This is a genomic window from Bacteroides sp. ET71 (assembly GCF_023336905.1).
Lineage (GTDB): Bacteria > Bacteroidota > Bacteroidia > Bacteroidales > Bacteroidaceae > Bacteroides.
Map to the genome: position 1 here is coordinate 60,642 of NZ_JAMBLS010000008.1, position 25,747 is coordinate 86,388.

The following is a 25,747-nucleotide window of genomic DNA, read 5'->3' on the forward strand; positions in this document are numbered from 1 at the left end:
CTATGCGCTTAAAGAAACCAACAAGAGCCGAAATTTTACGAGAGAGCCGGGACTATCTTTTCATAGCCCTGGGTCTCTTCAGTTATGCGTTGGCCTGGGCAGTGTTCATGATTCCATATCAGATCACGACAGGTGGAACTACCGGTATCGGAGCCATCATTTATTATTCGACCGGTTTCCCCATCCAATACACGTATTTCCTGATTAATGCGGTACTGATGACACTGGCCATTAAAGTCTTGGGACCAAAGTTCAGCATTAAGACCACGTATGCCATCATCGTGCTGACGCTGATGCTGGAGTTCACCCAATGGCTGGTGAAGAATCCGGACGGCACCTTCCCGCTGCTGCTGGGCCCGGGACAAGACACCATGGCGTGCCTGATTGGGTCGGTAATGTGTGGCGCAGGATTGGGCATAGCGTTCAATTGCGGAGGCAGTACGGGCGGCACGGACATTATTGCTGCCGTAGTGCATAAGTATAAAGATGTAGCCCTGGGGCGCATGGTGATGCTGGTAGACTGTCTTATCATCAGTTCCTGCTACTTTGTGTTCCACGATTGGCGGCGCGTTATTTTCGGCTTTGTGACGCTGTTTGTCATGGGTTTCGTTATTGATTACATTGTAAACAGTGCCCGCCAGTCGGTGCAGTTTCTTATTTTCAGCCATAAATACGAAGAAATAGCCGACCGCATCACCCGCGAGACGCACCGCGGTGTGACGGTATTGGATGGTACTGGCTGGTATAGCCAGAATCATGTCAAAGTATTGGTGGTACTGGCTTACAAGCGTCAGTCCAATGAAATCTTCCAACTGGTGAAAGAGGTAGACCCCAATGCATTTGTGTCTCAAAGCTCGGTCATCGGTGTCTATGGCGAAGGTTTCGACCGGCTGAAAGCCAAATGAACAGGGGCGGATGCGAAATGACATCACCTCTGAAATGGCATGACAGAAGTGACCGTCGTCCGCAGGCTGTTATATGGCAACGAACTGATGCCCTCGTATAGATTAAGGTTTACCAATAGCACATTAACTGAAAACATCGTCTACATATGAAAAAGTTTGTATTTGCCACCAACAACATCCACAAGCTGGAGGAAGTAGAAGCTATCATAGGAAAAAAGATTGAAATCTTCAGCTTGAAAGATATCGGTTGCGTGACCGACATTCCCGAGACATCTGACACGTTGGAGGGGAACGCTTTGCAGAAAGCAAGGTTTATCTACGAGAAATATCATAAGGACTGTTTTGCCGACGACACGGGACTGGAAGTGGAGGCATTGGGAGGAGCACCCGGTGTGTATTCGGCCCGTTATGCCGGCGAAGCGCACAATTCGGAGGCCAACATGCGCAAGCTGTTGCTGGAATTGGAAGGTGTGGAGAACCGGAAAGCGCGTTTCCGCACGGTGTTTGCCCTTATCCTGAACGGGAAAGAGCATCTTTTCGAGGGCATCGTGAACGGAGAAATCACCAAGACGCGGCGCGGTATGTCGGGATTCGGTTATGACCCCATCTTTGTGCCGGACGGCTACACGCAGACTTTTGCCGAGATGGGCGATGCGCTGAAGAACAAGATAAGCCACCGTGCCATCGGAGTGCAAAAGCTTTGCAAGTTTCTCAACACGCTGCAATAAACTTTAAAACGGGGCGTCACAGTCGCGTTCCGTACTTATAAAGAAAAAGGCCTGACGGTGCTTTAAAACGCCGCCAGGCCTTTTTTATGGAGCCGGCTTAGGGTTTACAGCCCCAGCCGGGCAGAAATCTCCAGCATCCGCTCAATAGGGCGGACGGCACGTGCGGCGATGGCGGGGTCGACGGTGATTTCGGGCGATTCGTCGCGCAGGCAGTCGCGCAGTTTCTCCAGTGTATTGAGGCGCATGTAGCTACATTCGTTGCAGGCACAGGTACTGTCCGACGGAGGAGCGGGGATAAAGGTAGTCTGGGGACATTGCTTGCGCATCTCGTGCAGGATGCCTGCCTCGGTGGCTACGATGTAGGTATGTTCGGGATGACGGACGGCATACTTCAGCAAGGCGGCTGTGGAGCCTACGACATCTGCCAGCTTCAAGACCGAGCCTTTGCACTCCGGGTGTGCCAGAACAAGCGCGTCGGGGTGCAGGCGTTTGGTTTCAACTATCTTTTCCACCGAGAACTGCTCATGGACGTGGCACGCTCCGTCCCACACCAGCATTTGGCGGCCTGTGACGGCGTTGATGTAGTTACCCAGGTTACGGTCCGGGCCGAAGATGATTTTCTCGTCCTGCGGGAAGCTTTCGACAATCTGGCGGGCATTGGTGGAGGTGACCACGACGTCGGTCAGTGCCTTGACGGCGGCCGTGGTGTTGACGTAAGAGATGACCGTGTAGCCCGGATGCTCGCGGACGAAGCGTTCGAAGGCGTCGGCGGGACAACTGTCGGCCAGTGAGCAGCCGGCTGCCAGGTCGGGCACGAGGACTTTCTTCTGGGGACAGAGCACCTTGGCAGTCTCCCCCATGAAATGCACGCCGCACATCACAATAATGTCTGCTTCCGTCCGTGCGGCCCATTGTGCCAGGGCCAGACTGTCGCCCACGAAGTCGGCCAGGTCTTGCACTTCGCCCCGCTGGTAGTAGTGTCCCAGGATGACGGCGTTTTTCTCTCGCTTCAGTTTTTCGATTTCTTCTCTGATGTCAGTCATAATCCATTATATTTATTTCTTTTTATTTCTTTAAATGAAAATCTCTATGCTGATGATGATGGGCTGTTAATTCGGTAAATAACTTGTCGGGCTTTTTCTTGCGCAAGAAGTTATTGTGTCGGGGGGATGTTGTTTTCCCTTTGTTACTAACACGGTGCAGTATGTACAACGTGTTGGATAAGAAGCAGGAAAGTGGCTTTGTCCCGGTGCTATTAACTGCCTGTCAACAACCGACAAAGTTAATAACTTTCGAAGGATAAAGCTGCATTGGGCGGCGGAAAAATCTGTTTAATACGCTGTCAAAACTTGGGTTTCTTTTTTTTGGAATGTTCATAGGGGTGTTTGTATGGCGGTAGTTATGAGATATGCAAGCGGAATCTTTTAAAATCTTTCCTCGCAGTATTGACAGGTTTTCCCCGGTTATTAACACAGATGTGAACAGAATGGAGTATCTTTGCGGCCGTAATGCTGAAGAATATGCGTAAGCTTAAGATAACAGAGTTGAACCGCATCAGTGCGGAAGAGTTTAAGGCGGCGGAGAAGTTGCCCTTGGCCGTGGTGTTGGACAACGTGCGTTCCTTGCACAACATCGGTTCGGTGTTTCGCACGTCGGACGCTTTCCGCGTAGAGTGCATTTATTTGTGCGGCATTACGGCTGTTCCGCCTCATCCCGAGATGCACAAGACAGCGTTGGGGGCTGAGTTCACAGTCGATTGGAAATATGTTGATAACGCGGTGAAAGCTGTTAATAACCTGCACGAAGAAGGCTTCACAGTCTTGGCGGTGGAGCAGGCCGAGGGCAGCACAATGTTGCAGGACGTAGTGCTGGAGCGCGGCCGCCGCTATGCCGTGGTGCTGGGCAATGAGGTGAAAGGTGTGCAGCAAGAAGTGATTGACCGCTGCGACGGCTGCATCGAGATACCGCAGTTCGGCACCAAACATTCGCTCAACGTGTCCGTCACGGCGGGCATCGTCATCTGGGACTTGTTCCGGAAACTTCATTTTTAACACCCTTGTTAATTGTTTGATTAGCAATCATCTGTCGGTTGATTGCTTCTTGTCCGTATGGAGCGTGCCTCTTGTTCGGAAGAGCCGTGCTTCTTGTTCGTACGAAGCGTGCCTCTTCCGGACCGGGGATATTGCCGTCGGGCAAGACTTGTTTTTCTCCTTTTCTTCACAGTAGTGTTGATAATGTTTTTTACCGTTGGTGAAGAAGCGGGTGGAACGATGCCTTTATGAACAGCCTGTTCATTTCTTTTAAACCGGATAAGTCTTTCTTTTAAAGGATGATGAACTTTCAGCCGTAGTGTTTGTTAACAAGATATTGACAGCGGCTGTTTATTGACACCGGCCGGTGAATAACTACTGTTTGATAGGCACTGGTTTTTGTCGGATGTTTCAGAAAGTTTTTGTATATTTGCCGCATAAATATGAAGTACTATGACAAAGCAGATACTTTCTTGGGTGAATATCTTTGTAGGCTGCACCATCATGGCGGCTGGTTTCGTGTTTTTCATCAATCCGTATAACATCGTTCCTGGCGGCGTGTATGGCGCCAGCATCGTGTTGCACAACCTTTTCCCTTCCATCCAGGTGGGAACCTTCGGTTATATGTTCGACATTCCCCTGCTCATCCTTTCCGTCTTGCTCCTGGGGGCTAAGCTGGGAGGCCGCACCATAGCCGCCGCGCTGACCACTCCCCTTATCATGAACGTTATATCGGCCCTGTCCTACCCTACGAAGGAAGCTTTGCATGCCCTTGACCCGTCGCAACTGTTGGGCGGTGCCTTCGACATGACGGACCATCTGATGCTGACCACCGTTATCGGTGCGGCGGTCATCGGCATCGGTCAGGGCATCGTGGTGCGCAACCAGGCTACGACAGGCGGAACGGACATAGTGGCGATGATTCTGCAGAAGTACGCGCACATCCGTTTCTCGAACGCCATCCTGCTGGTCGACGGACTGGTTGTCTGCTTCGGCCTCGTGGTCATTGGTTTTGGGGTGGGCAATGCCGAAGACGTCAGTCAACCCTCGTGGCACCTGTCGTTCTATTCGCTCATCGCCATCTTTATCTGTTCGCGTGTTTTGGCCAGGGTGATTAACGGCGAGAAAAACGACAAGCTTCTCTTCGTCATTAGCAACAAGAAACTGCCTGACCTGCATCAGTACATCATCGAAGAAATGGACCGCACGGCTACCTGCATTAAGAGCAGCGGCCTCTATACGAAAGAAGATAAGGAAATGCTCTTTCTGGTGGTCAGCTATAAGGAAGTGGCCGGCCTGAAGGCCAAGATAAAAGAAGCCGACCCTTCCGCCTTCGTGGTCGTCACCGACGCTTACGACACCTTTGGCGAAGGTTGGAAGCAGTTGCCCTCGAAGAACGAGTTGCAGCCGGAATAAGAAGGCGGGATTACAATTGTCCGTTTTCCACCATCAGCACCACCTGTTCCGTCAGTGCATCTTCCCCCTGCGGGTCATACTCTTTCTTCAGACTGGCGCCGAACAGGGCGGCAAACGCCTGGTAGAACCCTGCGCGGAAAGGACCGAGGAATGCCTTCACCAGTTCGTAACCGGTGGAGTTGGTCTGTCGGTCTACCAGCTTAATCAGCAGCTTGCCTTGCGAGAAGGTCAACTTCTTCATGCGGGGCGTATATTGCTCCTTCACGCTTTTCTCCACCGCCTTCAGGTGTCGCTGGCGCGCTTTGTCGTCGGGCAGGGTCATGATGTATTCGTAAGTCTCGATGACGGCGTTCTTCACTTCGTTGGCTATCGGGAGGACTTTCTTCACGTCCCGTACTAATTTGTTATACCTTCTCTCCTGACGTTTGTTCTTGAACGTGACCGGTTTGAAGATATACACCGCAGGCAAGGCGACGTAGGGTATCGTGTCGCCCTCATGTATATAGGTAGGCGTCAGGTAGGCCGTCGTAGGTTCGCCTTCCTCTTGGGCCAGGCAATCTGTTCCCGTCAGCAAGAACAGGAAAGCCAGCAGTGCTATGTAGACAAACTTTTGCATCGTAGGACAAAAGTACATCATTCTGCGGAATAACGTCTCTGTCGCGCGACTTTATTTTTTCTTTCCCCACAAATAGTTAGCCCGGAATAGGGATTGGCGCCCGTAGAAATCGCAGAAAGTAGGTATTTCACGGACGGGGAGAATGTTTTTACTTTGCAATCAGCAATTTATTAACGAAGAAGATAATGAAAAAGATTGGTATTTTCTATGGTTCCAGTACCGGAACATGCGAGGACCTGGCTAACCGGATAGCCGGTAAGCTGGGAGTGCCCGCCGCTGATGTGTACAGTGCAGACAAGCTGACGGTGGACAAGGTGAAGGATTATGACGTACTCATCCTGGGCAGCTCTACCTGGGGCGACGGCGACCTTCAGGACGATTGGTATGACGGCGTCAAGACGCTGAAGTCGGCAGACTTGAGCGGAAAGCTCGTGGCTCTGTTTGGTTGCGGCGACTCTGAATCGTATGGCGACACGTTCTGCGACGCTATCGGAGTGCTCTACGAGCATCTGAAGAACACTGGCTGTACGTTCATCGGCAACGATGTCAGCACCGAAGGCTATTCTTTCTCCTCGTCCATCGCCGCTACGGACGGACACTTCGTGGGGCTGGCTCTCGACGACGTGAACGAAAGCGATAAGACCGACCAGCGTATCGACGCCTGGGTGGCCGGCCTCAAAAGCAGTCTTTGATTCTTTACTCTTAGCACCGACCCGTATGGACATGCAACATTCCGGCATCCGGCCCGAAGAACTGAAAGTCTTTCTGAACCATGTTTACGAGTTTCAGAAGGGAGTGCGCCAGATGGTTCTTTATACCGTTAATCGCAAATACGAGGCATTCGCCGTCGCCCGTTTGGAGAAACAGAACATAGCTTACTTGATTCAGCCCATCGACGGCAAGAAGATAAACTTGTTTTTCGGGAAGCCGGAGTGCATCCATGCCGTGCGCTGCATGGTGACGCGTCCCTTGAACCAACTGACTCCGGAGGAGGATTTCATCCTTGGCACTATGTTGGGATACGACATCTGTGCCCAGTGTAAGCGCTATTGTTCGCGCAAGGAGCGGAGTTAAGACCTGCCTTGACCAGATGATTCCTCGGGAGCCGACAGAGACAGCTTCCGGGGAATTTTTGTTTTCGCTTCTGGCTTGTCATTCTGATGTTTGGCGGTCTTGTGGCCGGGTGTCCGTAACGGGCATGGCTACTGTTCGGAGTAGGCGCGGCTGTTGTTCGGTGTAGGCACGGCTATTGTTCGTCACGGCCACGATGCTCTGGAAGAGGCGTTTTTCTTTCATGCCGATTCGTATGGGCGCTTTCCGCAGGGTCAGAGCATTTCCTTCGGGCGGTTGATGTCTACTTGTCGGGATTTTGCCGATTTTCTTTCTCCTTTTGACGTTAATCCGATTCTTTTCCTTACCTTCGTCTGCCGTAACAGAACCGTATGAAAACCATGGAAAACCTCGAGCGAATCCTCGCCTTCACCCTGTTCTTGCTGCTTCCGTTCCGGCCGTATGCCCAAAGCCTGCTTCTTCTGGAAGACAACCTGGAGGAACTGGCCGAGCAGACCGACCCCGCTACTTGGGAAGACGAGCTGCAAGACCTTGCCTACCTGCTCGACAGTCCTTTGGATTTGAACACCGCCACCCGCGAACAGTTGGAACAGTTTCCCTTCCTCACTGCCCAACAAGTGGAGAATATCCAGGCTTATGTCTTCCTGCACGGGCCGATGCAAAGCGTCTACGAGCTGATGCTGGTGCCGGAGATGAACCGCCGGACTGCCGAACTCCTGCACCCTTTTGTGTGCGTGAAGTCCGTGGATGCTCCCAAAGGTTTCCCTTCGTGGAAAGACATCTGGCGTTACGGCAAGCATGAGATGCTGGCTCGCTTCGATCTGCCCTTCTACCGCCGCAAGGGCTATGAGAAGGATTATCTCGGCACTCCCCTCTACCACTCGCTGCGCTATGCCTTCCGCCGGGGCGAATACGTGCAGGCAGGCTTTGCCGCCGAAAAGGATGCCGGCGAGCCATTCTTCGCCTTGCACGATGCGAAAGGCTACGACCATTATTCCTATTACGTCTTGCTGAACAACCTGGGTCGCCTGAAGACGCTGGCACTGGGCACCTACCGCCTGGACTTCGGGCAAGGCCTGGTGCTGGGCAACAGTTTCGGTCTGGGCAAATCGTTCTCGCTGGCCACGTCCGACCATCGCAGCCGGGGCATCCGCAAGCATGGTTCGACAGGCGAGTACGACTATTTCCGCGGACTGGCCGCGACGGTGCAGGCCGCCCGCCGCGTGGAAGTCTCCGCCTTTTATTCACACCGCACGCTGGACGGACGAGTCGAGGACGGCGCGCTGGTTTCCATCGACGAATCGGGTCTGCACCGTACCCAGTCCGAAGTCGAAAAAATGTACGCCGCCGTCCTGCAACTGGCCGGGGGGAACATCGCCTACCGGGGCAACCCCTTTCAGGTGGGGCTGACCGGTATCTATTACTTCTTCGACCGCCCTTACGAACCCCGCCTGCGTGAATATGCCAAATACAACCTGCGCGGCAACCATTTTTATAATGTGGGACTGGACTACCGCTACCGCCTGGGTCGTTTCGGCCTGTCGGGCGAAGCCGCGCTGGGCAAACAGGGCTGCGCCTTCCTCAACCGCCTGAGCTACGACTTCTCGCCCGACTATCGGGTGCTGCTGGTCCACCGCTACTACGCCCACGACTATTGGGCCTGGTTCGGCCACTCCTTTGGCGAAGGCAGCACGCCCCAGAACGAGAACGGCTGGTACCTGGCTGCCGAGGTGGCGCCCTTGGTCCGTTGGCGTTTCTTTGCTTCGGCCGACTTCTTCTCCTTCCCCTGGTGGCGCTACCGCATCAGCAAGCCCTCGCAGGGCGTGGATGTGCGTTTCCAGGCCACCTACACCCCACGCGAAGGATTGTCCATGTACGCCAACTACCGCTTCAGGCGCCGCGAGCGTGACGTGACCGGTACGGGCGGCGAAGTGACCGTCCCCACCCTGCACCACCGCGCACGCTTCCGCCTGACCTGCGAGCCCGGCATCTGGCGTTTCCAGACCACCGCCGACCATAACATCTTCACCCAGCAGGGGATTTCCTCCGCTTCGGGCTGGCAGTGCACGCAGGCGGTTTCCTGTGCCCTGCCTTTCTTCCCGCTCAGGCTTTCGGTGCAAGGCACGTATTTCGACACCGATGACTACGATTCGCGCGTCTACGTCTACGAGCGGAGCCTGCTTTACACCTTCTACACGCCTTCCTTTTCGGGACAAGGCTTCCGTTGCTCGCTGCATCTGCGTTACGACCCGCTCAAGTGGCTGATGCTCCTGGCCAAGCTGGGGCATACGTCCTACTTGGACAGGGACGAGATAAGTTCGGGCAACGATTTGATAAGGAGCAACCGGAAGACAGACTTGCAGTTGCAGGTGCGCGTGAAGTTCTGAAGCCGAATAGTTGTTTCTAAAGAACAAAACCCCTACTTTTGCCGGAAAAATCCCGAACTATGACAGTCATTTATCCGTCTCCCATCTTCGGCCCTGTACATTCCCGCCGTTTGGGAGTTTCTTTGGGAATCAACCTGATGCCGGCCGACGGCAAGCTGTGCACTTTCAACTGCATCTACTGCGAGTGTGGTTTTAACGAAGATTTTCGCCCCCGGTTGCCGCGTCCCACGCGCGAGGAAGTGCGTGCCGCCCTCGAAGCACGCTTGCAGGACATGCAGCAGAACGGGCCGGCACCCGACGTGCTGACTTTTGCCGGCAACGGTGAACCCACGGCGCACCCGCATTTCCCGGAAATCATCGACGACACGCTGGCGTTGCGCGACCGCTATTTCCCGAAAGCAAAGGTAAGTGTCTTGAGCAACTCGACTTTCATTCACAAGCCCGCCGTCTTCGACGCGCTGGAGCGGGTGGACAACAATATCCTGAAGCTGGACACGGTGGACGAGGAATATATCCGCACACTGGACCGTCCTACGGGCCATTACTCGGTAGAGGCCATCATCGAGCGGATGAAGGCTTTCCGTGGCCGGTGCATCGTGCAGACCATGTTCTTGAAAGGAGGCTACCTGGGCCGTGACATGGACAATACGTCCGACCGCTACGTACTGCCCTGGTTGGAGCGGGTGAAAGAGATTGCCCCGCGCAGCGTGATGATTTATACTATCGACCGCGAGACGCCAGACCACGAACTGTGCAAGGCCTCGCACGAGGAGCTGGACCGCATCGGCGACTTGGTGCGCCGCGCCGGCATCGAAGTGAGCGTTTCTTACTGAAGATACGGGCTGCGAGCTACGAGCTACAAGTCAGTATGATTCTGTTCGTATTCTCACTTGTAGCTTGTAGCTCGCAGCCATACTTTTATTCCATCGGCCACAGGCTGAGGTCGCACTCCGCCTCTACCCGGTCTTCCACCTCGTCGGGCAGGGCGGGAAAGAAGTCGATGCCCGTGATGCGCTCCACCTGGTCTACGGAGTTGACATAACTGTCCAGCGGATGGTTGCCCGCCGTGTTCTTATAGATGAAGCCGATGGCCCTGGGCGGCGTGCTGCTGGGACAAAGCACGACCTTGAAGAATGCCTCAGGCACGGTGATGCGGTGTTCATGCCCGATGGTTTGGTGTTTCTGCCGGTACAGGATGGGTCCGCACACGATGTATATTTTCCCTTCTTTCTGTGCCCAGTCGCGGCACGCATCTTCCAGTTCTTTCCAGTCGCCACGGTTCAGGTTATGGTGCTGCGGACAGATGTTCGTCATGAAGAAGCTCTCTTGCATCGCCCTCCAGTGCCAACGGTTGTCTGCCGCAGGACACATGTGTCCTCTGTCCCAGCCCGAACGCTTGTAGTCGTCGGTTGTGACGGCCTTGTCCGCAGGCAGGTCGGGGTCCGGGAGGAATTTGTCCGTCCGGCTTTCGCGTTCGACGAGCTTTTCCGGCGTCAGTTCCCAGGCCACCCAGTTGGGCAGGTTGTGTTCCAGGTTGTAAGAGACGGTGTAACCGCGGCGTACCAGTATCTTTTCCGGGGTAGATTTCAGCGGTGCGGGCAGCAGCACGCCGTCGGCTGTCAGGTCGGCATAGGTAGTCTGTGTTGTTTCGGCCGATGGTTCCGGCAGGCGTTGGCGCAATGCTTCGACCACGGCGGGCAGGCCTTGGTCGGGGTCGACGTGCAGGGCGCGCGTCAGCGGCTCGTAGCCCAGGCAGGCAAGGATGACGGCGATGAGCGTATAGAGCAGTCCCCGCGATTTCTTTTGTTTCTTTCTTCTGGCCATATCGGTAAGGGTTTACGGGCGGTTGATGAGTTGGTTGGCCCTGTCTAGTGCCACGTTGATGTTCGGGCAGATGTTTTCTTCGCCCAACAGTTCGTAGAAGCCGGATTTTTGCAGAGCCTGGTGCACTTTCTCGTTCACGCCGCTGAGCACGATGGTTATCTTTTCCTTTTGCGACATGCGGCAGAGGCTCTCCAGGTTGTGGATGCCCGTCGAGTCGATAAAGGGCACTTTGCGCATCCGCACGACGCGTACCTTCGGCCGGTCACCCAGCCGCGCCATGACTTCTTCGAACTTGGTGGCAATCCCAAAGAAGTAGGGGCCGTTTATCTCATAGACTTCCACTCCTTCCGGGATGACGATGTGCTCCTCGTGCGTATCGGCGCCGGTGTCCTTGTTAGGGTCGATTTCGTCTTTAATGACAGAGATTTCCGTCGTCTCCATGACGCGGTGCATGAAGAGGACACAGGCGATGACGAGTCCCGCTTCGATAGCGACGGTCAAGTCAAAGACGACGGTCAGGAAGAAGGTGATGAACAACACGGTGACATCGGCCTTGGGGTTGCGCAGCAGGGCGCGGAACGTGCGCCATCCGCTCATGTTGTAGGCCACCACCGCCAGCACGCCTGCCAGGCATCCCATCGGGATGTATTGCGCCAGGGGCATGAGCAGCAGCAGGATAAGGAGCAGGACGACGGCGTGTATGATGCCGGCCACGGGCGTCCGCCCGCCGTTATTGATGTTGGCCATGGTGCGGGCGATGGCTCCTGTCGCCGGGATGCCGCCGAAGAGGGGTGCCACGATGTTGGCTGCCCCTTGTGCGATGAGTTCGGTGTTCGAGTTGTGGTGGTCGCCTGTGGCACCGTCGGCCACGGTGGCCGAGAGCAGCGACTCGATGGCTCCCAGCACGGCGATGGTCAGTGCGACGGGGAAGAGGTTTTTCACTGCCTCCCAGTCCAGGGCGGGTATGGCAGCGTCGGGCAGCTCAGCGCGGATGCTGAAGCGGTCGCCTATGGTGTCGATGCCTGTGATGCCCGCATGGGTCTTGAGCAGCCAGACTGCCAGCGTCACGACGACTATGGCCACGAGCGAGCCGGGTATCTTTTTGGAGAAGCGCGGGGTGAGGATGATGAGAGCGATGCTGGCGAGGCTGACGGCCGTGTTCCACCAGTTGACCGTGTCGAAGTGGCGGAAGTAGAGCATCCATTTGCCGATGAAGTCGCCCGGCACCTGCTCGCCGCCGAACTTCAGTCCGAAGATGTCGGCCACCTGCGTGGTGAAGATGGTGAGGGCGATGCCGCTGGTGAAGCCCACGATGATGGGGTATGGGATGAACTTGATAACGGCGCCCAGGCGGAAGACGCCCAGCAGGACGAGGATGACGCCGGCCATGAGCGTGGCGGCGATAAGGCCCGCCTCGCCGTATTGCTGGATGACGCCGTAGACGATGACGATGAATGCGCCCGTCGGCCCGCCTATCTGCACGCGGCTGCCGCCCAGCAGCGAGATGAGGAATCCGGCGATGATGGCCGTGATGATGCCTTTTTCGGGAGATACGCCCGAGGCGATGCCGAAGGCGATGGCGAGCGGGAGGGCCACGATGCCCACGATGATGCCGGCCATGAGGTCGGACACAAAGGTCTGTTTGTCGTAGTGTTTCAGTGTTTCAAATAGTTTCGGTTTGAATTCGAAAGCTTTCATAAGCAAATCCTTAATTAATGTAATGGACTGCAAAGGTAGTTAAAATAGGCCGTCGCAAAACAATCCGGCCGTTTTTTTTGTTCTATTTCATAAGGTTTCTTTCGGACAAAAGCTTAACTTTGTACGCAAGAGAAATCTTTCTACATTATTTATTCACTAAAAAAACATCGAACAGATTATGGGAAAAAGTATCAAAGGAACACAGACTGAGAAGAACTTGTTGACATCGTTTGCCGGAGAATCGCAGGCACGGATGCGCTATACGTATTTCGCCAGTGCGGCCAAGAAAGAGGGCTACGAACAGATAGCCGCCATCTTCCTGGAGACGGCGGAGCAGGAGAAGGAGCACGCCAAGCGCATGTTCAAATGGCTGGAAGGCGGCATGGTGGAAATCACGGCCAGTTATCCGGCGGGCGTCATCGGAACGACGCTCGAGAACCTGCGGGCTGCCGCAGCCGGCGAGAACGAGGAGTGGACGCTGGATTACCCCAAGTTTGCCGATGTGGCCGATGCCGAAGGCTTCCCCGAAATCGCGCTGATGTACCGCAACATCGCCACGGCTGAAAAAGGGCATGAAGAGCGCTACCTCGCTTTCGTGAAGAACATCGAGCAGGGCAAGGTCTTTGCCAAAGACGAGGAAGTGGTGTGGCAGTGCCGCAACTGCGGATACATCTACGTGGGCAAGGAGGCTCCGCAGACGTGCCCGGCCTGCCTGCATCCGCAAGCTTACTTCGAGGTAAAGAAAGAGAATTGGTAACATGTTCCGGTCTTCCGGCCCACTGGTTGGGCCGGAAGATTTTTTTTGTGGCGGCTCACCCATTTCTTTGTTTCCCATGCTGTTTTCCCCATTCTTTTGCGGGCCGTGGCTCGTGTCCGCAAGAGCCTTGCTTCCGGTTCGGGACAGCCGCGCCCCGTGTCCGTAAGAACCACGGCCGTTGTCCGTCGCAGGCGCCCGCCTTTGGTGCGGGCGCTTTTTTTTGTCCGCTTGGTAAAAAAGTGACTGATTCATGCGGCGTTTAAGTGGGATTCGTTATCTTTGTCGTGTATTTACGGACTAAATCTTTTTATATTATGGATTCACAAAAGGTAGATTCCTTCATCATGGCGAACGGCAAGTTCTTCCATGACTATCAAATCGGAGCTATCCGCGAGCTTCTGCTGGGAGCTGACGATGCCAAATGGCCGATGTTGCAGGCCCTGCAGTTCAAGGATCCCACCATTTCGTTGATAATTTCCATCATCGGTGGTTCGCTGGGCATCGACCGCTTCTTCGTGGGCGACATGGGCTTGGGCGTCATCAAGCTCATCACGTGCGGCGGCTGCGGCATCTGGAGCATCGTGGACTGGTTCCTCATCATGGGCACGGCGCGCGACCGCAACATGCAGAAGCTCCAGGCGTTGTTATAAACAAGTACCCATGACGCGGCGGGCGTTCTACCTGTTGGCGGCGGGCTTGTGTGCCTTGGGTTATGCGTGGGTGGCTTTTTCGGGAGCAGTTTCCGAGGCGGGCAGCCCGTGCCTCTTCCGCTGGCTGACGGGTGTGCCATGTCCGGCATGCGGTTCCACGCGCGCGCTGCGGGTGTTGTTGCAGGGCGATGTGACGCAAGCCTTCCTCATCAATCCCAATGGCATCGTGCTGGCCGTGCTGCTGGTCGGGGTGCCCGTCGGGTTGCTGGCCGATGCCGTGCGGCGTCGTGCGTCGCTCTACGCTCTTTTCTGCCGGATAGACACGACGTTGCGGCGCCGGATGTGGTTCGTCGCAGGGGCGGTGCTGGTGCTGCTCAACTGGATTTGGAATATATATAAAGGAATATGAAAGACTACTACGTCCCCCAAGAACACGAGCGCGAGGCGGCTGCCCAAAGCTACCTCATGTCGCTGCTGGTGGTGATGGTGGGTCTCCCCTTCCCCATCGTCAACCTGGCTGCCACGCTGATTTTCTACCTGGCCAACAGGCGCAAGACTTACTTCGTGCGCTGGCATTGCACGCAAGCGCTGGTGTCGCAGGTGCCGCTCTTCCTCGTCAATTGCGTGCTTTTCTGGTGGAGCGTGCGCATCCTGCTCGACCTTCAGCCGCTCTCCTCGTTCTATTTCGCCTACCTTTTTACGGTGGTTTTGTTCAACCTGATAGACTTCGTCGCCACGTTCCACACCATGGTAGCCGTCAACAAAGGCCGCCAAGTAGACTGGTATGTCTATGCCCCGCTGACCGACTTGTTATGCAGACCGAAATAACCAAAACGTTGAAGCAGGCGGCCGTGTCTGTCCTGGTGTTTGGCGCCGTGCTTTTCGCTTTCTCGCGCGTGGATTGGCTGAATACGTTCGGCCTGAAGGAAACGGTGGTCGAAGATAAGTTGGGCGAACTGTGGTGGGATGTCTATTCGTCGGACGCTGCCTTTGTAGACGATTCTCTACGGGTGCTCCCCGTCGACTCGTTGCTGGACGCCCTGTGCCGCGCCAACGACATCGACCGCTCTGCCATTTTCCTTCACCTGGTAGAAGACGAAGAAGTCAACGCCTTCGCCTGCCCCGGCAACCACCTTGTGGTGAACACTGCCCTGCTCGACTCTTGCCACAACGCAGACGAGCTGTCCGGCGTCATGGCGCACGAACTGGCTCATTTGACGCAGGGACACGTGATGCAGAAACTCGTGAAAGAAATCGGGCTGTCTGCCCTGGTGGTGATGACGTCTGGCTCTGGCGGCACGGAGACACTGGGCGAAGTCGCACGCGTGCTCACCTCTACTGCTTACGACCGGACGCTGGAAAGCGAGGCGGACGCACTGGCGGTGCACTACCTGCTGGCTGCCGGCATTGACCCCAATGCCTTGGCCGACTTCTTGCTCCGCCTTTCTGCCGAAGAAGACCTGCCTGCCCTGGCCGAGTGGATAAGCACACATCCCGGTTCCGCCGAACGCGCCCGCCGCATCCGCCAACTGGCGGCCGAAGGAAAACAGGCAGAAATCCCCGGCAAGTTTGACTTTTGAAAGCGACCGTCTGCTCTCCCTCAGTCTCTGCCCTTCTGCTTATTGCCCTTCCGTCTTCAGCTTTCCGAGAATCTTTGGAAATTGCCAGGCGAACAACAGCGTGCAACAGATGGCGGCCGTGGCATCCGAGATGCCCTCGGCGGCAAACACGCCCATGACACCCAGCCCGTGCGGCAGTACCAACGCCAGCGGGATGAGCAGAAAGACTTTGCGCAACAGCGCGATGAACACCGAAATCTTGGCTTGACCCAGCGCGACGAACATGTTCTGGCACGCCCGCTGCAATCCGAAGATGGTCATGCCCGCCAGGAAAACAGGCATTGTCTGGCGAACCGTCGCCAGCAGTGCGGGGTCGGTGGTAAAGGCCGATGCCACCACAGTAGGAAAAAGTATCATCAGCAACATCAGCACCAGGTTGAAGGAAAACATCACCGTCACCGCTACCCGGAAACATTGCCTCACGCGTGCCTTGTCGCCATGCCCGTAGTTATAGCTGGCTATCGGCACAAAACCTTGTGCAAAGCCCGTCAGCGGCACAGCGGCAAGCTGCATGGCACTTTGCAGGATAGCCAGTGCGCTGACGTAGATGTCTCCAAAGCGTTGTAGGCTTCCGTTCAGTACGAAGCCAACCATGCTTTCCGTGCTGGCCATGATGAATGGAGATACGCCCAAGGCAAGGACAGAAAGAATGACGCGCCGGTCGGGCTTTAAATATACACGTTCCAACCGCAGGGAAGCCTTGCGGGAACACAGAAATCCCACTACCCATGCTGCGCTGCACGCCTGCGAGACGACCGTGGCGATAGCCGCTCCGCGCACCCCCATGTCCAACACGAAAATGAATACCGGATCCAGCGCGATATTGAGCAAAGCTCCTATCAGCACCGAATACATGCCGATGGCCGGCCGTCCTTGGGCATTGATGAACGTATTCAGACCCACGGACACTTCAACGAAAAGCGTGCCTAACAAATACACCGACAGATAATCTACCGCATAAGGCAATGTGTGCACCGACGCACCGGTCAGCAGCAAAATGGGTTCCATGAACATGTATGCCACCACCGATGTCAGCACCGTAAAGCCCACCAGCATCACGAATCCGTTTCCCAAGATGCGTCCCGCCCGTTCACGGTCGCCATGTCCCAGTGCCATGGCAGCCAGCGGTGCCCCTCCCCCGCTCACGATGGCCGAGAAAGAAGAAATGAGCACAATCATCGAAGTGGTGACCCCTACGCCAGCCAGCGCATCGGTGCCTATGCCGGGGATGTGTCCGATGTAAATGCGGTCTACAATGGCATAGAGCAAGTTGACGAACTGGGCTACCACAGCAGGCAATGCCATCCTGAAGACCAGCGGCAGCATCCGTTCGGTGCCCAGTCGCTCTTCGTAAACTCGGTTATCGGGCTGCATGCGGATAGTCTATGGTGTAGTGCAGTCCGCGACTCTCCTTACGTTCCATGGCTTGTTTGGTGATGAGGTATCCCACGTTAATCATATTGCGCAGTTCGCACAACTCGCGCGTGGCCTTGCAACTCTTGAACAGGCGTTCCGTCTCTTCGTAAAGGATGTCCAGGCGGTTCCATGCACGAGTCAGGCGGACGTTGCTTCGCACGATGCCCACGTACGATTCCATGATTTGGTTCACTTCTTTCATACTCTGGGTAATGAGCACACGCTCTTCATTGCTGATGGTTCCCTCATCGTTCCATTCCGGGATATCGGTGTTGAAGTCGTAACGTTCCAACACGCTCAAGGCGTGTTTGGCTGCTGCGTCGGCATAGACTACTGCCTCGATAAGCGAGTTGCTCGCCAGACGGTTGCCTCCGTGCAGTCCCGTGCACGAACATTCACCGATGGCATACAGCCTGCGTATCGAGCTCTGCCCGTCCAGGTCGACTTTGATGCCTCCGCACAAATAATGCGCGGCAGGCGCCACAGGAATATAGTCTTTGGTGATGTCGACACCGATGCTCAGGCACTTCTGGTAGATATTGGGGAAATGCCGCTTCGTTTCCTCGGCGTCTTTGTGTGTTACATCCAGGTAGACATGGTCCTCGCCACGCTGCTTCATCTCGCTGTCGATGGCTCTTGCGACAATGTCGCGTGGCGCAAGCGAAAGACGCGGGTCGTACTTCTGCATAAATTCCTTGCCGTCAAGCGTGCGGAGCACGGCTCCATAGCCACGCATGGCTTCTGTGATAAGGAACGATGGACGGTCGCCCGGATGATAAAGCGCCGTCGGGTGGAACTGTATAAACTCCATGTCTTTGACTGCCCCTTTGGCCCGGTAGACCATGGCGATGCCGTCGCCGGTAGCTACCAACGGGTTGGTCGTATGCAGGTAGACTGCCTCGCAGCCACCGGTGGCCATGACCGTGACTTTCGAGAGGAAGGTGTCTACTACGCCGGTTTCTTCGTTCAGCACATAGGCGCCGTAGCATTTGATGCCGGGCGTGTATCGTGTTACGATGATGCCAAGGTGATGCTGGGTGATAATCTCCACTGCATAGTGATTGGTAAAGACCGTGATGTTCGGATGAAGCTTGACCGCTTCGATGAGGCTGGTTTGTATCTCCGCACCCGTATTGTCTTGGTGGTGAAGGATGCGGAACTCCGAATGCCCGCCTTCGCGATGCAGGTCAAAGGTTCCGTCGTCTTTCTTGTCAAAGTTCACGCCCCATTGGATGAGTTCTTGTATTTGTGCGGGAGCATTACGCACCACTTTTTCTACGGCAGCGCGGTCGCTTATCCAGTCACCGGCAATCATGGTGTCTTCGATGTGTTTTTCGAAGTTGTCCACTGCGAGGTTGGTTACTGAGGCAATACCGCCTTGTGCGAAATACGTATTGGCTTCTTCCATTCCGGCTTTGCAGATAAGGGCCACCGAACCTTTGTGCGCCACTTTCAGCGCGAAGCTCATCCCGGCTATCCCAGAGCCGATGACGAGGAAATCGAATTGTCTGACCATGATGTTAATATATTTACGGCGCAAAGTTAAGGATTAAGCGCTTTTCTTGTACTTTTGTGCGTGTAAAATGCGTATCTTAGCGCACAAAATCTTTCGTTTATGAATCGTACTTTCCACGCCCGGCTGTTGCCCGGGCACTGTCTGTTGCTGCTGTTGGTCGCTTTTTTGGCGGTGTGGTGTCTCTGGGAGAAGCGGCCTGTGCTGGCTGCCGTGTGGTGCTTGTGGCTGGTTTTTCTGATAGAACGTCTCATTCACACGACTTATACGCTGACTTCCGAGGGAACATTGTGTATCTACCGGGGACGTTTCAGTCGTTGCCGCGAGCGGCCTTTGTCGGACATTGTGGGTGTGGAGCGTGCGTCGTCCATGCAGATTGCCGGGCGTGCGTTGGTGCGTTATGTGCTGGTGCGTTATTCGGACGGCAAGTTTGATGCGTTGTCGCCTGTCAACGAAGAGGAGTTCATCCGGGTGTTGGAGCAGCGCTCTCCTACCTCTTTCTCGACGAAATAGTGCGGCCGGCGCTTCACTTCCTTGTACATCTTCCCCACGTATTCACCGATGATGCCGCAGGCCAGCAGCACCGAGCCTCCGACAAACCAGACAGACACGAGCAGCGATGTCCAACCGGGCATGACGTCACGGTTAATGTAAGAGAAGAGTGCGTAGGTAATGGTGGCTATGGAGATGAGCACGAACAGCAGCCCCAAGTAGGTGATGTAGCGCAGCGGGCGGGTGGAGAACGAGGTGATGCCGTCGATGGCGAAGCTCAGCATTTTCTTCAGCGGATATTTCGATTGCCCGGCGAAGCGTTCGTGGCGGTCGTACCACACCATGGCCGAAGGGTATCCCACCAACGGCACCAGCCCGCGCAGGAACAGGTTGCGTTCGGGAAACGATACGAGAGCTTGGACGGCGCGGCGGCTCAACAGGCGGAAGTCGGCGTGGTTGTAGACGATTTGGCCGCCCAGGGCATTCACCAGGCGGTAGAACAGCAAGGCAGTGTTGCGTTTGAAGAACGTGTCCGAAGCACGCTCTTTGCGCACACCGTACACCACATCTATTCCTTTGCGGAAATATTCCACCATCGGCACGATGGCCTCTACGTCGTCTTGCAGGTCGGCGTCGATGCTGACGGCGGCATCGGCATGTGCCGCAGCCCATTCCAGTCCTGCCCACAAGGCCCGTTGATGTCCTTCGTTACGAGATAGTTTCAGTCCGCGCACCAGCGGATTGCCGGCTGCGTACTGCTCGATGAGCGTCCAGGTGCGGTCGCGGCTTCCGTCGTCTACGTAGAGGATGCAGCCTTCGCTAATCAATTCTGTCTGTTGCAGGCGGTTCAGGACGTCGGTCAGGCGGGAGGTGGTCTCTGGCAGGACCTCTTCTTCGTTGTAGCAGGGTACGATGATGGCTAAGTTCATACGTGTTCTTTCTCCTTTCGTTTAAAAACAAATCTTACCAGTAAGAAGTTCACCGGCACGGCTATGGCAAAGACAGGCAGCGGTGCCCATTCGTTGCTCAGCCCTGCCCAGAGGAAAAGGTTGAGCAGCGCGAGGTGCAGGCCGTAGTTCACTGCATGTGCGGCGCCCATGCCGAACAGCTTCGTCCACGACGGACGGGTGCGAAACGTGAAGCGTGCCGTCAGGTAGAAGTTGAGCACGAAGCCCGCCAGATAGCCTGCCGTATAGGCGACGTTGACGTTCAGCACGTGCTGCAACAGCCAATAGACAGCATAGTGCACGCCCGTGGCCGTTACGCCGACGACGGCAAAGCGCACAAACTCACTCCCGATGTCTTTCCGAAGCAGTCTCATCCGGGGAAGTAACAGTGTTGTCCGGTTTTTTATGGAACTTGCAAAGCAAGATTGTCTGTTTCGAGTCGCAACTGCGGTGACCGCTGTTCCACACTTCTTCCGTGTCGTAAGTGCTACCGTAGCGTTGCTTGAAGGCTGCGATGTCTCCGTCGCCGGCCACCAGGTATCCCTCCGTGGGGAAGAAGGCGCCGAACGGCACAATACGGTTGTCGAGGTAGAAATTCAGTGTGAAGGGGTGCAGGATGTTGTACGACGGATAGTCCGGATGGCAGGAGTAAAGCCCTGCGTCTGCCGGCACCAGCGTGGCAATGTGTTCGGCCACGGGCTTGTCCGACTTCACGCTGAGCACGGCAGGCTGGAACAGCCCGTCCAGCGAGAAGAAGATGGCCAGCACCAGCCCTGTCACTGTGTAGGGCAATGCCCGTGTATTGTTCCGCCGTACGTTGCGCCAGAAGATGACAATGCCGATTACCAGTACCGCCAGTACCAAGATGGCCAGCGGGCCGATGGGCAACGTTTCGAGTGCCTGCTTGAAAGCGATGTTCTGCGCTGCGTGGCGGCCTGTGCCGAAGATGCTGTCGGGCACCAGTCCGGCTTGCAAGGCGGCAAACAGGGCCAGCAGGATGACGGACAGCCCGGCGAGCACGTGGCCGAAGGCGCGTACCACGGCGCGGTGGTTGCGGCACAGCCACAGGATGTATTCGGCCAGGAAGAAGGCGATGAACGGATAGATGGGGAGCAGGTAGACGCTCCGTTTGCTCTTGGGTATGCAGTAGAAGACGAAAATCAGCACCGTGGCCAGCAGGGACAGCAGGCGCGCGTCGTCTATGCGGCGGACGGAGTCGCACAAGCGTTTCCAAGCGGATTTCAGACCGCCGCTTACCTTTTTGTTATACTTCAGCACGAAGAGCGACATCAGCCCCAGCAGCGTGTAAGGCGTCCATCCGGCGAGGACGGTCATCACGTTGTACCACCACGGGTTCTCGTGCGACTCGTAGCTCATCTTGCCCAGGAAGCGCCACACGTTTTCTTCCAGTACCAGTGTCAGAAACTCGTCGCCCCCCTGGCGCCAGGCTGCCACGTACCAGAGCATGGGCAATATGCACGCTGCCAGCGCGGTGGCGGCGAACAGACCCAGCAGCCGCCAGAAGTTCCGCCCGCGAATCCACAGGAAGACAGCTACCACCAGGCAGGGTAGCGCCACGCCCACGGGACCTTTGGTGAGGAACGCCCCGCTCATGCACAGGATGCCTGTCCACGGGATGCCCCGCAGCCCGCGTTCGCCCCACTTGTAGAGCTGGTAGATGGCCAGGACGATGAGTGCGGACAAGACCATGTCGACGCGGCAGTTCAAGCCTGCGCGGTGTACCTCGAAGTTGGTCAGCGTCAAGAGTCCCATGAGGAACGCCACTTCGACGCCGCGCCGCTTGGCGAAGAACACGTACCCCACCAGTACCATGACGGCCAGCCAGAAAGCCGAAGGGAAGCGCGAGGTGTATTCGTTCACTTCGCCCGCCACTGTGGACACGGCGGCGATGCACCAATGGAAGAAAGGCGGCTTGTAGGCCATGTCCACTCCGTTGTTGATGGGCAATGTCCAGTTGTCTTGTTGAAGCATGGAGAGGGCGACCACCGCTTCGCGTGGTTCGCCTTTGGTGTGGAACGGGGTCTGCCCCAGAAAGAGGAAGAGAGACAGGAAGGTGATGGCTGCCAGCAGCCAGAAAAACTTCGTGCGTGTCATGAGGTTCGGATTCTGCTTAAAGTCTTTATAATAGGGATACTGCGCAAAGTTAGAGAGTATTCGTTTACCGTGTGTCATTTTTTTCGTTTTTTTTCGCACTGTGGCCTTCTTTCCTGTTGTTTTTGGCTTCTCTTTGCCGTGGCGTCGGCTCTTGTTCGGAAGAGCCGTGCCTGTTGTTCGGAAGAAGCGCGCTTCGTGCGGGCAAGAGCCGATGCCGCGTAAAAACACCTCCCGGCAGGGGGTGCGGACGAAAATTATTTCGTAACTTGCGGCCAAATTGTTTAAACGAAGCATATCATGGATTACCAAGTAGCCATCATCGGGGGCGGCCCTGCCGGATACACGGCCGCCGAGGCCGCCGCACGGGCCGGATTCAGTGTAGTGTTGTTCGAAAAGCGTGCCCTGGGCGGCGTCTGCCTGAACGAAGGATGTATTCCCACCAAGACGTTGCTTTATTCGGCCAAGGTGCTCGACACGGCGCGTGGGGCGCAGAAATATGCCGTGAGTGTGACAGGTACGTCGTTCGACCTGCCCAAAATCATCGCCCGCAAGCAGAAAGTGGTGCGCAAGCTGGTGCTCGGCATCAAGTCGCGCCTGACGGCGGGCGGCGTGCACATCGTGGCGGGCGAGGCTGCCGTAGTGGACCAGCATCATGTGCAGTGCGACGGACAGGTGTATGAGTGCGACAAGCTGCTGCTCTGCACCGGGTCGGAGACGTTCATCCCTCCCATCCCCGGCGTGGACACGGTGCCCTACTGGACGCACCGCGACGCGCTGGAGTGCAAGACCCTCCCCCATTCGCTGGTCGTCGTAGGCGGCGGAGTCATCGGCATGGAGTTTGCCGCCTTCTTCTGTAGTTTGGGCGTACCGGTCACTGTGGTCGAGATGATGGACGAAATCCTGGGCGGTATGGACCGTGAGCTTGCGGCCTTGCTCCGCGCCGAATACGCCAAGCGTGGCGTGCGCTTCCTCACCTCCACCCGCGTCGTCTCCATGGAAGGCGATGCCACAGGCGTGCGCGTCGCCGTGGAAAATGCCGACGGCCCTGCCGTGATTGAAGCTGAACGAGTGCTGCTCAGCGTGGGCCGCCGTCCCGTCATGCAAGGGTTCGGTCTGGAGAACCTGTCGCTGGAGAAGACCGAGCGCGGATGCCTGCGCGTCGATGCCCACATGCAGACCTCCCTGCCCGGCGTCTATGCCTGCGGCGACTTGACGGGACAGTCGCTCCTGGCCCACACCGCCGTGCGCGAGGCCGAAGTGGCTGTGCACCACCTGGCCGGACAGGCCGACGAGATGTCCTACCGCGCCATCCCCGGTGTAGTCTATACGAACCCCGAGATTGCGGGCGTGGGCGAGACGGAAGATTCGCTCCAGCGCCGTGGCGTCTCCTACCGCGCCGTTCGTCTGCCCCTGGCCTACTCCGGCCGTTTCGTGGCCGAAAACGAGGGCGTCAACGGCGTGTGCAAGCTGCTGTTGGGCGAAGGCAATGCCGTCTTGGGCGTGCACGTCCTGGGCAATCCCGCTTCGGAAATCATCACCCTGGGCGGCATGGCCATCCAGCTCGGACTGACGGCCGACGCCTGGGCCCGCATGGTCTTCCCCCATCCCACCGTGGGCGAGATTTTCAAAGAAGCCTGTGCCGAAGGAATCCTCTAAAGAAGCAGCCATGGAACGAACGCTCAGACTCATCACGTGCGACGACGCTTTTCGCGCCCACCTCATACAAGGAGCGTTGGACAACGAGGGAATCCTTTCCATTATCCACAATGAAAACACGTCCAACGTCATGCGCGGTTTCGTCAGCAACCTGTCGGGCGTCGACGTGCTGGTCTACGAAGCCGACTACCAGAAAGCCCTCGACCTGCTGGAGCAGAACCAGATGGTGGGCGAACAACTGAGGTTCTGCCCCGTCTGCGGTTCGGAAGACATCCGTTTCGGCTTGAAGAAGGGCAAGCGTTTGAGAGCCTTTTTTGCCGCTGTCCTGGCTTTGTTTTCCATGACTCCCCCGGGCACTGCGCATTGGGAGTGGCATTGCCGCCGCTGTGGTGCGCGCTTCGAGCAGCCCGTGTCCAGAAGTCATCGGCTGGAGAAGGAGGTAGAAGTATGAAATGCAGTTGGTTAATTAGTCTTTGCCTGCTATGTTTGCCAGGCGCTTTGCGGGCGGAAGAGAAGCTTGATTCTGCCTTCGCCGCCCGCCTCGACTCCCTTGTTGCCGCCCGTCTGCCGCAAGGCTCGGAGGCAGGTATCGCTGTGTATGACCTCACGGCAAACCGCCCGCTCTACGCCTGCGGAGCCGACCGCCTGTCCCGTCCCGCCTCGACCATGAAGCTGGTGACTGCCATCGCCGCCCTGTCCGAACCCCGTTTCGACGAGCCGTTCCGCACAGAGGTGTGGTGCCGGGGACAAGTAGCAGCCGACACTTTGCACGGAGACCTTTACGTGGTCGGCGGATTCGACCCCGAACTGGATGACGAAGACCTCGATTCGCTGGTGGCAGCCACGGCGCGTCGGGCGTCGTTCTCCGTCGTAACGGGGCGAATCCTCGGCGATGTTTCGATGAAAGACTCGCTCTATTGGGGCAGCGGGTGGCTTTGGGACGACAATCCCGCTTCCTTCCAACCCTATCTGTCGCCGCTGATGTTGAACAAAGGGGTGGTTCAGGTTTCGGTCGCCCCCGGATTGGCAGGCGATACGGCCACGGTGACGGTCCTTCCCGCCTCTACCTATTATACTATATATAATACGGCACGCACCCGCACGTCTTCGGCCGGTCCCCTGCGCGTCACCCGCCCGTGGATGGAGAACAGCAACGAGATTCTCGTGTCGGGCAACGTCACTGCCCGGCAGACGCGTACAATCAACCTGTATTCGTCGCAAGACTTCTTCATGCACACCTTCGCCGAACGGTTGCAGACGGCGGGCATCCGCTCGCTACGGGCAACGCCGGACAGCCTCTACGGCTTCTCCCCCTTGCAGCGCGACAGCCTCTGTACCCTGCTGGCTGTGCACGAAACCTCCGCCCAGCGCGTGCTGGACGAGATGCTGAAGGAGAGCGACAACCTGAATGCGGAAGCCGTCTTCTGCCGTCTGGGTCTGCATCACACGGGCCATCGTCCTGTCCGCGCCAAAGACGGCATCAAGGCCATCCGTGCATTGATGGAGGCTCTGGGGCACAATCCCGCTCGCTATCGCGTGGCCGACGGATGCGGACTCTCCCACTACGACTATCTCTCGCCCGAACTGTTGGTGTCGTTCCTGCGCTATGCCTACGCGCATACCGAGGTGTTCAGCAAACTTTACAAGGCTTTGCCTGTGGGCGGCATAGACGGCACGCTGAAGCATCGCATGGGGCGCGGCACTCCTTCGTACAAGCATGTATATGCCAAGACAGGCTCGTACACGGGCATCAATTGCCTGGCCGGCTACCTGCAAGCCAGGAACGGCCATTGGGTGGCTTTCGCCATCATGAACCAGAATGTGCTGTCGGGCCGTAGGGCACGCGCATTGCAGGATGCCTTGTGTGACGAACTGATTCTGCATTGCCCGTAAGCGTTTATCAGATA

The 25,747-nt window shown here is 56.5% G+C and carries 27 protein-coding genes; 17 read left to right on the plus strand and 10 right to left on the minus strand.

The genetic code is table 11. The annotated features are described in order from the left end of the window. Window positions 1–2 precede the first annotated feature (2 nt). Together M3090_RS06365 and M3090_RS06370 are read left to right on the plus strand one after the other, a co-directional pair. Window positions 3–905: a YitT family protein gene (locus M3090_RS06365; protein ID WP_249054642.1), complete on the plus strand. Its 903-nt coding sequence runs from the start codon at window positions 3–5 to the stop codon at window positions 903–905. A gap of 146 nt (window positions 906–1,051) precedes the next feature. After that, window positions 1,052–1,633, plus strand: a complete 582-nt coding sequence (locus M3090_RS06370; protein WP_249054643.1) for a non-canonical purine NTP diphosphatase — start codon at window positions 1,052–1,054, stop codon at window positions 1,631–1,633. Window positions 1,634–1,737: 104 nt separating this feature from the next. On the opposite strand, the gene nadA is transcribed toward M3090_RS06370, so the two are convergent. Continuing rightward, complete coding sequence (nadA, locus tag M3090_RS06375; RefSeq protein ID WP_249054644.1) at window positions 1,738–2,676, minus strand: quinolinate synthase NadA; 939 nt, start codon at window positions 2,674–2,676, stop codon at window positions 1,738–1,740. Window positions 2,677–3,153: 477 nt separating this feature from the next. On the opposite strand from nadA, the gene M3090_RS06380 reads away from it, so the two are divergent. Then, window positions 3,154–3,684, plus strand: coding sequence for an RNA methyltransferase (locus M3090_RS06380; RefSeq protein WP_249054645.1), 531 nt, complete (start codon window positions 3,154–3,156; stop codon window positions 3,682–3,684). Between the two features lie 432 nt (window positions 3,685–4,116). Further along, a complete protein-coding gene (locus M3090_RS06385) occupies window positions 4,117–5,079 on the plus strand; it encodes a YitT family protein (protein ID WP_249054647.1) in 963 nt (320 codons plus the stop codon). Between the two features lie 10 nt (window positions 5,080–5,089). Here M3090_RS06385 and M3090_RS06390 read toward each other — a convergent pair whose 3' ends face one another. Beyond that, complete coding sequence (locus M3090_RS06390) at window positions 5,090–5,716, minus strand: DUF4294 domain-containing protein (RefSeq protein ID WP_410553181.1); 627 nt, start codon at window positions 5,714–5,716, stop codon at window positions 5,090–5,092. Between the two features lie 164 nt (window positions 5,717–5,880). Between M3090_RS06390 and fldA the strand changes: the two genes are divergently transcribed. Together fldA and M3090_RS06400 are read left to right on the plus strand one after the other, a co-directional pair. After that, window positions 5,881–6,387 (plus strand): flavodoxin FldA, encoded by a 507-nt coding sequence (gene fldA / locus M3090_RS06395; RefSeq protein ID WP_249054648.1) that lies wholly within the window; start codon window positions 5,881–5,883, stop codon window positions 6,385–6,387. Between the two features lie 31 nt (window positions 6,388–6,418). Next, a complete protein-coding gene (locus M3090_RS06400) occupies window positions 6,419–6,769 on the plus strand; it encodes a DUF2023 family protein (protein WP_249054729.1) in 351 nt (116 codons plus the stop codon). Window positions 6,770–6,847: 78 nt separating this feature from the next. Here the strand turns inward: M3090_RS06400 and M3090_RS06405 are convergent, their stop codons facing one another. Then, on the minus strand, window positions 6,848–6,991 hold the full coding sequence (locus tag M3090_RS06405; RefSeq protein ID WP_249054650.1) for a hypothetical protein: 144 nt from the start codon (window positions 6,989–6,991) through the stop codon (window positions 6,848–6,850). A gap of 146 nt (window positions 6,992–7,137) precedes the next feature. Here M3090_RS06405 and M3090_RS06410 point away from each other — a divergent pair, with 146 nt between their 5' ends. Both M3090_RS06410 and M3090_RS06415 read left to right on the plus strand, forming a co-directional pair. Beyond that, complete coding sequence (locus M3090_RS06410; protein ID WP_249054652.1) at window positions 7,138–9,153, plus strand: helix-hairpin-helix domain-containing protein; 2,016 nt, start codon at window positions 7,138–7,140, stop codon at window positions 9,151–9,153. A 59-nt stretch (window positions 9,154–9,212) separates the two neighbouring features. After that, window positions 9,213–9,986 carry a radical SAM protein gene (locus tag M3090_RS06415; RefSeq protein WP_249054653.1) on the plus strand — a complete coding sequence of 258 codons (774 nt, stop codon included), beginning with the start codon at window positions 9,213–9,215 and terminating at the stop codon, window positions 9,984–9,986. 85 nt (window positions 9,987–10,071) lie between these two features. Here M3090_RS06415 and M3090_RS06420 read toward each other — a convergent pair whose 3' ends face one another. Together M3090_RS06420 and M3090_RS06425 are read right to left on the minus strand one after the other, a co-directional pair. Beyond that, the gene (locus tag M3090_RS06420; protein ID WP_249054654.1) at window positions 10,072–10,977 is read right to left on the minus strand and encodes a DNA/RNA non-specific endonuclease; all 906 of its coding nucleotides are present in this window, start codon (window positions 10,975–10,977) and stop codon (window positions 10,072–10,074) included. A 12-nt stretch (window positions 10,978–10,989) separates the two neighbouring features. Beyond that, window positions 10,990–12,675, minus strand: coding sequence for a SulP family inorganic anion transporter (locus tag M3090_RS06425; protein WP_249054655.1), 1,686 nt, complete (start codon window positions 12,673–12,675; stop codon window positions 10,990–10,992). A 178-nt stretch (window positions 12,676–12,853) separates the two neighbouring features. Between M3090_RS06425 and rbr the strand changes: the two genes are divergently transcribed. The 5 genes from rbr (at window position 12,854) to M3090_RS06450 (ending at window position 15,662) form a co-directional block, all read left to right on the plus strand. Continuing rightward, on the plus strand, window positions 12,854–13,432 hold the full coding sequence (rbr, locus tag M3090_RS06430; protein ID WP_249054656.1) for a rubrerythrin: 579 nt from the start codon (window positions 12,854–12,856) through the stop codon (window positions 13,430–13,432). A 314-nt stretch (window positions 13,433–13,746) separates the two neighbouring features. After that, window positions 13,747–14,082: a TM2 domain-containing protein gene (locus tag M3090_RS06435; RefSeq protein ID WP_249054657.1), complete on the plus strand. Its 336-nt coding sequence runs from the start codon at window positions 13,747–13,749 to the stop codon at window positions 14,080–14,082. Between the two features lie 10 nt (window positions 14,083–14,092). Continuing rightward, window positions 14,093–14,491: a DUF2752 domain-containing protein gene (locus M3090_RS06440; protein WP_249054658.1), complete on the plus strand. Its 399-nt coding sequence runs from the start codon at window positions 14,093–14,095 to the stop codon at window positions 14,489–14,491. Beyond that, the gene (locus M3090_RS06445; RefSeq protein ID WP_249054659.1) at window positions 14,488–14,910 is read left to right on the plus strand and encodes a DUF4870 domain-containing protein; all 423 of its coding nucleotides are present in this window, start codon (window positions 14,488–14,490) and stop codon (window positions 14,908–14,910) included. Before M3090_RS06440 ends, M3090_RS06445 begins: the two co-directional genes overlap by 4 nt. Beyond that, window positions 14,895–15,662 carry a M48 family metallopeptidase gene (locus M3090_RS06450; protein WP_249054660.1) on the plus strand — a complete coding sequence of 256 codons (768 nt, stop codon included), beginning with the start codon at window positions 14,895–14,897 and terminating at the stop codon, window positions 15,660–15,662. The genes M3090_RS06445 and M3090_RS06450 overlap by 16 nt, the downstream gene beginning before the upstream one ends. Window positions 15,663–15,701: 39 nt before the next feature. Here the strand turns inward: M3090_RS06450 and M3090_RS06455 are convergent, their stop codons facing one another. After that, window positions 15,702–17,075, minus strand: coding sequence for an MATE family efflux transporter (locus tag M3090_RS06455; RefSeq protein ID WP_249054661.1), 1,374 nt, complete (start codon window positions 17,073–17,075; stop codon window positions 15,702–15,704). Then, window positions 17,062–18,633 (minus strand): L-aspartate oxidase, encoded by a 1,572-nt coding sequence (gene nadB / locus M3090_RS06460; RefSeq protein WP_249054663.1) that lies wholly within the window; start codon window positions 18,631–18,633, stop codon window positions 17,062–17,064. The genes M3090_RS06455 and nadB overlap by 14 nt, the downstream gene beginning before the upstream one ends. Before the next feature lie 99 nt (window positions 18,634–18,732). On the opposite strand from nadB, the gene M3090_RS06465 reads away from it, so the two are divergent. Further along, the gene (locus M3090_RS06465; RefSeq protein ID WP_249054665.1) at window positions 18,733–19,143 is read left to right on the plus strand and encodes a PH domain-containing protein; all 411 of its coding nucleotides are present in this window, start codon (window positions 18,733–18,735) and stop codon (window positions 19,141–19,143) included. Here the strand turns inward: M3090_RS06465 and M3090_RS06470 are convergent. Genes M3090_RS06470 through M3090_RS06480 form a run of 3 tightly spaced genes read right to left on the minus strand, consistent with a single transcriptional unit; the run spans window position 19,044 to window position 22,262 of the window. Then, window positions 19,044–20,051, minus strand: a complete 1,008-nt coding sequence (locus M3090_RS06470; RefSeq protein WP_249054666.1) for a glycosyltransferase family 2 protein — start codon at window positions 20,049–20,051, stop codon at window positions 19,044–19,046. The two genes, M3090_RS06465 and M3090_RS06470, sit on opposite strands and share 100 nt — an antisense overlap. Beyond that, a complete protein-coding gene (locus M3090_RS06475) occupies window positions 20,048–20,443 on the minus strand; it encodes a GtrA family protein (RefSeq protein WP_249054668.1) in 396 nt (131 codons plus the stop codon). The genes M3090_RS06470 and M3090_RS06475 overlap by 4 nt, the downstream gene beginning before the upstream one ends. Next, the gene (locus M3090_RS06480) at window positions 20,412–22,262 is read right to left on the minus strand and encodes an ArnT family glycosyltransferase (protein WP_249054669.1); all 1,851 of its coding nucleotides are present in this window, start codon (window positions 22,260–22,262) and stop codon (window positions 20,412–20,414) included. Before M3090_RS06480 ends, M3090_RS06475 begins: the two co-directional genes overlap by 32 nt. A gap of 219 nt (window positions 22,263–22,481) precedes the next feature. Between M3090_RS06480 and lpdA the strand changes: the two genes are divergently transcribed. The 3 genes from lpdA to dacB are packed head-to-tail and all read left to right on the plus strand — an operon-like array spanning window position 22,482 to window position 25,733. After that, complete coding sequence (gene lpdA / locus M3090_RS06485; protein WP_249054671.1) at window positions 22,482–23,840, plus strand: dihydrolipoyl dehydrogenase; 1,359 nt, start codon at window positions 22,482–22,484, stop codon at window positions 23,838–23,840. A 10-nt stretch (window positions 23,841–23,850) separates the two neighbouring features. After that, the gene (locus tag M3090_RS06490) at window positions 23,851–24,291 is read left to right on the plus strand and encodes a DUF2007 domain-containing protein (protein ID WP_249054673.1); all 441 of its coding nucleotides are present in this window, start codon (window positions 23,851–23,853) and stop codon (window positions 24,289–24,291) included. After that, complete coding sequence (gene dacB, locus M3090_RS06495; protein ID WP_249054674.1) at window positions 24,288–25,733, plus strand: D-alanyl-D-alanine carboxypeptidase/D-alanyl-D-alanine-endopeptidase; 1,446 nt, start codon at window positions 24,288–24,290, stop codon at window positions 25,731–25,733. The genes M3090_RS06490 and dacB overlap by 4 nt, the downstream gene beginning before the upstream one ends. The last annotated feature ends 14 nt before the right edge of the window (window positions 25,734–25,747 follow it).